This window comes from Terasakiella sp., from assembly GCF_048267425.1.
In the GTDB taxonomy this organism is placed as follows: domain Bacteria; phylum Pseudomonadota; class Alphaproteobacteria; order Rhodospirillales; family Terasakiellaceae; genus Terasakiella.
This window is the reverse complement of sequence record NZ_JBLWXN010000013.1, coordinates 68,498-76,070: the sequence shown is the minus strand read 5'-3', so window position 1 is coordinate 76,070 and position 7,573 is coordinate 68,498. Positions and strand designations below refer to the sequence as shown.

Sequence of the window (7,573 nt, the reverse complement as noted above, 5' to 3'; positions counted from 1 at the left end):
CCGACCTCGGCGCTTGATCCAGAAATGATCAAGGAAGTGCTGGATACGATGGTACAACTGGCCGAAGAAGGCATGACTATGCTGTGTGTGACACACGAAATGGGCTTTGCCAAAACGGTCGCTGACCGCGTCATCTTCATGGCGGATGGACAGATCGTTGAAGAAAACGAACCTCACGAGTTCTTCAACAATCCACAAGAACCAAGAACTCAGGAGTTCTTAAGCCAGATTATTGGGCATTGATCAAAGGATGAGCCTCCGTCACCGCGACGGGGGCTTATTTTTTCAAACAGTAGTCGAGTTTAACAATTCCGCGATCAAATGTTTGCGTATCCTGTAAGTCAAACGTTTGTTGAACTTTATCTGATTGATAAAGCGGTATGCCACTTCCTAAAAAAACAGGAATAATAAAAAGTTCCAAGCGATCCAGTGCGCCTAATTCAATGAGGCGGGTTTGAAGTTGCGCACCGCCCACAATCCAACAATCACCGGAAACCTGTGTACGTAGATGTTCGACCAGTTTTTCAATGCCATTATGCCAAGCGCTAACTTGTGTAGGCGGGTTATGGATGGGGGTGGAGGTCAGGACAATGCCTTGTTGTTCTGGATAAGGCCAGCCTTGAGCTAGTTCCAATGAGTGTTCGTACGTTTTTCGTCCCATCACCACGGTCTTGATTTGGCTGATGAATGCGTTGTAGCCAAAATCCACATCTTGAAAAGGTGTGAGCCAGTCCACTTGCCCGTTTTGATCTGCAATAAAACCGTCAGCACTGGTTGCGATATAGCCGCGTATGGTCATTTCAATCTATTCCTAAAATTGCTTTTATGGGTTTAAAATTTTTGCGGTGATGAGGGCTGACCCCGTGACGGGCAAGGCCTTCTTGATGCAATTTGACACCGTAACCAGCGTTCTTTTCCCAACCGTAGTGGGGGTACTCTTTTGCGAGTTCAGCCATTTGGTGATCTCGTGTTACCTTGGCAATGATAGAGGCGGCCGCGATTGAACAGGACAGGCCGTCCCCTTTCACAATGGCTTGGGCGGGAATATCAAGGGACGGTGGAATTTTATTCCCGTCAATGAGGATGAAATCAGGTTTTTGGGGCAGGTTGTCAACTGCCCTAGTCATGGCAAGATATGTGGCTTGAAGGATATTGACGGCATCAATTTCTTCGACACTTGCTTCGCCAACAGCCCAGATGCTTTCTGCCTTGATCCGATCGATTAGGCTTTCGCGTTTTTTTGGGGAGAGCTTTTTTGAATCGTTTAAGGCCTGTGCGAGATCGGGGGATAATGTCTCTTGATTGAAAAGAACACAGGCGGCGGTAACAGGACCGGCCCAAGGGCCGCGCCCGGCTTCGTCTACACCGCAGACAAGGCCGGGATGTTGGTTTTCGAGGCTGAAATCAGGCATTTTTTTCTCAGGTGTGTTTAAGCTCACAGTCATGCAAATGTAATTTTGTAAACTACACTCATGTCAAACTGTCTTATGATGTAACATGCTTAGTATTATCATCCCAACCTATAACAGTGCAGCGGGTCTGGAAAAAACACTTGAAAGACTGGTGCCACCGCCTTATGCCCGTGAAATTATTGTGGTGGATGGCGGGTCGTGTGATGGAACGGTTGAAATTGCCAGACGTTATGCTGATCAGGTGGTTTCTTGCCCCAAAGGACGCGGAACGCAACTGCGTTTCGGGGCGGTGCACGCATCCGGGGATTGGATGTTATTTTTACATAGCGATACAGTGCTACAAGCGGGATGGGGGGCGGATGTCTGTGCATTTATTGCGCAATGTAACGCCAACCATCGGGCCGGATATTTTTCATTCGCTTTGGATGATGACACCCTGTCGGCCCGGCGTTTGGAAAAAATTGTGGCATGGCGCAGTCGTGTGTTGGGCCTGCCCTATGGGGATCAGGGCCTGTTGATTTCGCGTGATCATTATGAGCGAATTGGCGGGTTTCGTGATATGCCGTTGATGGAAGATGTTGATCTTGCACGCCGGATCGGGAAAAAGAATTTATATCCCTTGTCGAGTGTCGCAGTCACATCGGCTGCGAAATATCAGCAAAATGGCTATGGGCGGCGTGTCGTGCGAAATGCAACTTGTTTAAGTCTTTATTTCTTGGGATTATCGCCTCATACAATTGTGAAATTATATGAGTAAGCGCGCCTCGTGCAGAAACATTTGATCATCTTTGCCAAAAACCCTCGCATCGGGCGGGTGAAAACCCGGTTGGCACGCGATATGGGTAGGGTGCCTGCATGGGTTTTTTATCGTCGTATGTTATCACTTATGACCAAAAGATTATCCGCGGACAAAAGCTGGACAACCTGGTTGGCGATCAGCCCGGATGATGCGCCCAAACGATGCTTTCCGGTTCAACATATAAAATGGATGAAACAGGGAGCGGGTGATTTGGGCGCACGTATGTGGCGACCCACCCAAACATTACCACCGGGGCCGTTTATTGTTGTGGGGACTGATATTCCTGATATTCGCCCCGCCCATATTCGAAAGGCGTTTCGCCTGTTGGGTTGTCAGGATGCGGTGTTCGGCCCATGTACAGATGGTGGGTTTTGGCTGGTCGGTTTGAAACGACATGGGGCAAAGGTCAACCCTTATCGCAAGAAAGTGCGGTGGTCCCACCCGGCAACATTACAGGATTGTTTGGCAAATCTGAAAACAGCCAAGGTCGGTTTTATTGATGTTTTAGATGACATTGATACCTTGAATGACCTTAAAAAATGGCAAGACAAAGAACGAGGAGCTTTTTAATGGCATCGGTCAGTTTACCGGATATGCATGGGATATTTGTTCTCATTCTGATGGTCTGCGCGCTCATTTTGTTTACCCGTGAACGGATTGCACTTGAAACATCAAGTCTGGCGATTTTGACAATCCTTCTGGTTGGTTTTGAAGTCTACCCTTATTATGTGGAAGGTGAGCGTTTACACGCGATCGAGTTTTTCAAGGGGTTTGGGCATGAGGCGTTGATCGCGGTATGTGCCCTGATGATTGTTGGTCAGGGGCTTGTGCGCACCGGTGCATTGGAACCGTTGGGCCGTTTGTTGGCAAAAGCCTGGAATATCAGCCCTTCGTTCTCGCTTCTGCTGACTTTATTGATCAGTGCGGTTTTCAGTGCATTTGTGAACAATGTGCCGATTGTGGTTTTGTTATTGCCGATTTTAATCAGTATTGGACATCGTACAGGCAAGTCACCATCCGGTATGTTGATGCCGATGGGGTTTGCCACGTTAATTGGCGGGATGAGCACGACGATCGGCACGTCAACAAACCTGCTGGTGGTTTCTGTTGCTAATGATGTGGGCAATATTCATTTCGGTATGTTTGATTTTGTTGTTCCGGCTGTTATTGCGGGGGGCGTTGCGATTTTGTTTTTGTGGTTGGTCGCCCCGCGTATTTTACCGAAACGCGAAACGCCTCTGGGGGATTTCTCCCCACGTATTTTTGAAGCGCATTTACATGTCGACGAAGATGGTTTTGCCGCAGGAAAAACATTTTCCGACGTGCGGGAAAAGTCAGGTAACAAGTTGCAGGTGTTGGAGATTTTGCGTGATGAGGACAAAGTTGTCCGCCCCTTACCGGATGCTCTATTGCGTGCAGGCGATCGTTTGGCGGTTCGTGATACACCGGACAATCTGAAAGATTTTGAAGAAGTGCTGGGGATGAGCCTTTATCGTGATGATGATTCCCCCATTGATGAGGATAATCCGTTACGCGCGGAAGGTCAGCAAATTGCGGAAGTTGTTGTCACGCAAGGATCCTCGTTACAAGGTGCGGTTTTATCCGATATTCGTTTTGCTGATCGCTATCAGTTGGTGATTTTGGCCCTGCATAGACCGGGTCATAAAACACAGGTTTTGCAAGATGATATTGGCAATATGATCTTGCGCACCGGGGATGTTTTACTGGTTCAGGGGACACAGGAAAAATTAGCCGAGCTTAAGAAAAGCGGGCATGTTTTGGTATTGGATGCCACCAGTGATTTGCCGCGTACAAGCCGTGCACCAATTGCAACAGTGATTATGCTGGGGGTTGTGGCTGCCGCCGCCTTTGGCCTGATGCCGATTGCAATTAGTGCCGTTTGCGGCATTTTATTGATGCTGATAAGCCGTTGCATGACATGGCAGGATGCGGCACACGCGTTGAACACGCGGGTGATTTTGATTGTTGTTGCCAGTTTGGCCTTGGGCAGTGCGTTGTTACAGACAGGTGGCGCGGATTTTATGGCAAAATTATTTTTGGCCGTCAGCGCAGGGAGCTCACCGCCCTTTATTTTGTCAGGGTTGATGCTGGTTATGGCGGTTTTGACCAATATTGTGTCCAACAATGCGGCAGCGGTTATTGGAACGCCGATTGCGATTAATATCGCCCGTCAGCTGGGGCTGCCCGCAGAACCGTTTATCCTTGCGGTTTTGTTTGGGGCAAATTTAAGTTTCGTAACCCCGATGGCCTATAAAACCAATTTATTGGTGATGAGTGCCGGGGGGTATGAATTTACGGATTTCGTGCGTGTTGGCCTTCCTCTGTCCGTTCTTTTATGGGCGGTTTTCAGCTTTCTGCTGCCTCAGATGTATGGGTTCTAGGGGCCAGTACAGTTAAGGGAAAGCTATCGACGCGTACCTCGACGGGGAGCATGCCGACATAATCCCCATCGGCCTGAACCGGCAGGGCATTTTTGCTTTCAATACGCACATGCGTGCCTTTGGTGATGGTGACGTCTTTTAAGTAGGGCAGGCGTCCCATTACCAAGGCCAATCCATAACGCAAAGCGGCCCAAAGCCCCTTTTTATGGAGCATGACCACATGAAAAACCGGTTCTTCCAAGGTGGCATTCGGTGACAGGGTGAAGGGACCACCGTAAAGACGCCCGTTTGTCACGATAACGTTGGCTGTTTCATAACTTGCCCCATCGACGCTGACGTTCAGGTCCAATTCTTTCATGCGTTTGATGGCCTTGAGGGCGGCAACGACATAAGCCGCCCCGCCGATCCGTCTTTTTAAACTGGTTTCCAGTGAGGCAACGGACAATGAGTCGATCCCGACCCCGACCATCATAATAAAGCGCTTATCCCCCATTAATCCGGGATAGACCTGTTTGGGGTGCAATGTTTCCACCATCGCGGCAATTTTGCGCATGGATGTACCAAGGCCCAGTTCCCGGGCAAAGACATTGGCCGTGCCCAATGGCAGGACAAGCAAGGGGCAATCACTTCCCCGCATCCCATTGGCGACTTCGGCAATGGTGCCGTCCCCGCCTGCGGCACAAATAATGTCATAAGGGATTTTATCCGGTTTTCGATTGATGGCTTTATCGGCGCGTTTAATGCCGTGTCCGGCATATTTGGTTGGGCTGACTTTGACTTTAGAGGCGTGTTTTCGCAGGGCTTGCAAGGCAATTCGCAATCTTTTGCGGTTTCGACCACCGGCAACCGGATTATGGATGACTTTAATGCGTTGGTCGTGAATGGCCATAATGGAGCCTCCCCTTGCAATAAAAGATTCAAAATGTGGTCACAAAGCTGCAAGCCTTCGTGCGTAAAAAGGTGCCAATAAAGTATTTCGCTTTTAATGCGGTTTTGTTGCCGAAATGGAAAATATGGCGGGACAGATGGATGCGGGCGTAAATCCGAAGAAATACAGATCGATTTTCATCTCCGATATACATTTGGGGACAGCAGGATGCAAGGCAGATTATTTGCTGGATTTTTTGAAGCAGACGGAATCTGAAAATTTGTATCTGGTGGGCGATATCGTTGATGGTTGGCGTTTGCGTCGATCATGGTATTGGCCGCAAAGTCATAATGATGTCGTGCAAAAAATCCTGCGCAAAGCGCGCAAAGGGACAAATGTTGTTTTTATTCCCGGCAACCATGACGCCTTTGTTCGCCCTTATGTGGAACATGATTTCGGCGATATTCAGGTCCATGACGAAATGGTCCATGAAACAGCGGATGGTAAAAAGTTACTGGTCATTCACGGCGATGAATTTGATGTTGTGGTGAAATATGCCAAATGGCTGGCTGTTTTGGGGGATGGTGCGTACGGCGTTGCCTTGAAGGTTAATGATTATTTCAACTGGGTGCGGGCGAAATTTGGATATGGTTATTGGTCGTTGTCCGCCTATTTGAAATTCAAAGTCAAAAATGCTGTGCAATTTATTGCCGATTTTGAAACAGCCTTGGCTGAAGTTGCCCGCAAACGTGATATCGACGGAATTGTGTGCGGGCATATTCATCACCCGGAAATCCGCGATATTGACGGTGTTTTATACTGCAATGACGGTGACTGGGTGGAGAGTTGTTCTGCCTTGGTCGAGCATGCTGACGGGCGTCTGGAAATTATCTACTGGATGGGCCCGCCGTCTTATATCAAAAAAGAAATAGAGGATAAAATATGCGTCTCCTCATCGTCACAGATGCGTGGCTCCCGCAAATCAATGGCGTTGTTAGAACGCATCAGTCCCTTATTAAACATCTTCAAATCCAAGGCATCGACGTCCGGCTGATTTCCCCGCAGGAATTTCGCACAATGGCGTGTCCGTCTTATCCGGAAATTCGCCTTTCGCTTTTTCCTGCCCGAAAAATGTCCCGTTTGATCCGGGAATTTCGACCCACTGCGATTCATATTTCGACGGAAGGTCCCTTGGGTATAGCCGCCCGTAAATTCTGCGTTCGCTATAAAATCCCTTTCACAACCGCATTTCACACCCGCTTTCCCGAATATGTCGAGGCGCGAACAAATATTCCGGCACGCTATACCAATCAGATTATGAAATGGTTTCATCGACCCAGTCGGGCAATTATGACGGCGACCAAGTCTTTGCGTGATGAATTGCGCGAACAGGGGTTTGAAAATGTGGTGACATGGACGCGTGGGATCAATACTGATCTGTTTATACCGCGCAAAGATAAAATGTTTGCCCATTTGAAAGGCCCGATTTTTATATATGTCGGACGGGTGGCGATTGAAAAGAATATTGAGGCTTTCCTCGATCTTGATTTGCCCGGCAGCAAAGTTGTGGTTGGGGATGGGCCGCAGTTGGATCAATTGAAAGCCCGTTATCGCGATGTCCACTTCACGGGTATGAAAGAAGGCGAGGAACTTGCACGACATTACGCATCCGGTGATGTTTTTGTCTTTCCCAGTCTAACCGATACGTTCGGCCTTGTGATATTGGAAGCTTTGGCCTGCGGTGTGCCGGTGGCGGCATACCCGGTGACCGGTCCGCGTGATGTGATCGGTCGGGCGCCAGTCGGTTGTCTGGATTATGATTTAAAGAAAGCCTGTCTGGGGGCCTTGGAAATTGACGGGGAAGGCTGTCGTGAATATGCGCTGGATTTCTCGTGGGAGACCTGTACAGCGATGTTTTTACAAAATCTGGTGCTGTTTGATCCTGAAGATTTTCTCTGCTGGTCGAAAAATACGCAGGATGCGGTGGCCTCAAACCCGTCCTAATTCCTACTTTGGATTAGTTTTGAGTTTCAATAAATTAAAAAACATGTCCTTTGGGTATGAGAAATGCTTTCCTATACTATATGAGTAG

Annotated in this window: 8 protein-coding genes and 1 pseudogene; 6 read left to right on the top strand and 3 right to left on the bottom strand. The window is 48.5% G+C overall.

What is annotated here, in order from left to right; genetic code table 11:
• Positions 1-243: pseudogene (locus ACN0VA_RS16260) on the top strand (amino acid ABC transporter ATP-binding protein); the annotation flags it as partial.
• A gap of 34 nt (positions 244-277) precedes the next feature.
• On the opposite strand, the gene ACN0VA_RS16255 reads toward ACN0VA_RS16260, so the two are convergent.
• A complete protein-coding gene (locus ACN0VA_RS16255) occupies positions 278-799 on the bottom strand; it encodes a dihydrofolate reductase family protein (RefSeq protein ID WP_417822178.1) in 522 nt (173 codons plus the stop codon).
• 1 nt (position 800) lies between these two features.
• Positions 801-1,412 carry a ribonuclease HII gene (locus ACN0VA_RS16250; RefSeq protein ID WP_417822177.1) on the bottom strand — a complete coding sequence of 204 codons (612 nt, stop codon included), beginning with the start codon at positions 1,410-1,412 and terminating at the stop codon, positions 801-803.
• Positions 1,413-1,497: 85 nt separating this feature from the next.
• Here ACN0VA_RS16250 and ACN0VA_RS16245 point away from each other — a divergent pair, with 85 nt between their 5' ends.
• Genes ACN0VA_RS16245 through ACN0VA_RS16235 form a run of 3 tightly spaced genes read left to right on the top strand, consistent with a single transcriptional unit; the run spans position 1,498 to position 4,613 of the window.
• Positions 1,498-2,169 (top strand): TIGR04283 family arsenosugar biosynthesis glycosyltransferase, encoded by a 672-nt coding sequence (locus ACN0VA_RS16245; protein ID WP_417822176.1) that lies wholly within the window; start codon positions 1,498-1,500, stop codon positions 2,167-2,169.
• A 9-nt stretch (positions 2,170-2,178) separates the two neighbouring features.
• Positions 2,179-2,781, top strand: a complete 603-nt coding sequence (locus ACN0VA_RS16240) for a TIGR04282 family arsenosugar biosynthesis glycosyltransferase (RefSeq protein ID WP_417822175.1) — start codon at positions 2,179-2,181, stop codon at positions 2,779-2,781.
• Positions 2,781-4,613 (top strand): SLC13 family permease, encoded by a 1,833-nt coding sequence (locus ACN0VA_RS16235; RefSeq protein WP_417822174.1) that lies wholly within the window; start codon positions 2,781-2,783, stop codon positions 4,611-4,613. Before ACN0VA_RS16240 ends, ACN0VA_RS16235 begins: the two co-directional genes overlap by 1 nt.
• Here ACN0VA_RS16235 and ACN0VA_RS16230 read toward each other — a convergent pair.
• Positions 4,579-5,502 (bottom strand): diacylglycerol/lipid kinase family protein, encoded by a 924-nt coding sequence (locus tag ACN0VA_RS16230; RefSeq protein WP_417822173.1) that lies wholly within the window; start codon positions 5,500-5,502, stop codon positions 4,579-4,581. The genes ACN0VA_RS16235 and ACN0VA_RS16230 overlap by 35 nt on opposite strands.
• 115 nt (positions 5,503-5,617) lie before the next feature.
• Here ACN0VA_RS16230 and ACN0VA_RS16225 point away from each other — a divergent pair, with 115 nt between their 5' ends.
• Both ACN0VA_RS16225 and ACN0VA_RS16220 read left to right on the top strand, forming a co-directional pair.
• Positions 5,618-6,535 carry a UDP-2,3-diacylglucosamine diphosphatase gene (locus tag ACN0VA_RS16225; RefSeq protein WP_417822172.1) on the top strand — a complete coding sequence of 306 codons (918 nt, stop codon included), beginning with the start codon at positions 5,618-5,620 and terminating at the stop codon, positions 6,533-6,535.
• Positions 6,424-7,485 carry a glycosyltransferase family 4 protein gene (locus ACN0VA_RS16220; protein WP_417822171.1) on the top strand — a complete coding sequence of 354 codons (1,062 nt, stop codon included), beginning with the start codon at positions 6,424-6,426 and terminating at the stop codon, positions 7,483-7,485. Before ACN0VA_RS16225 ends, ACN0VA_RS16220 begins: the two co-directional genes overlap by 112 nt.
• Positions 7,486-7,573: the final 88 nt, after the last annotated feature.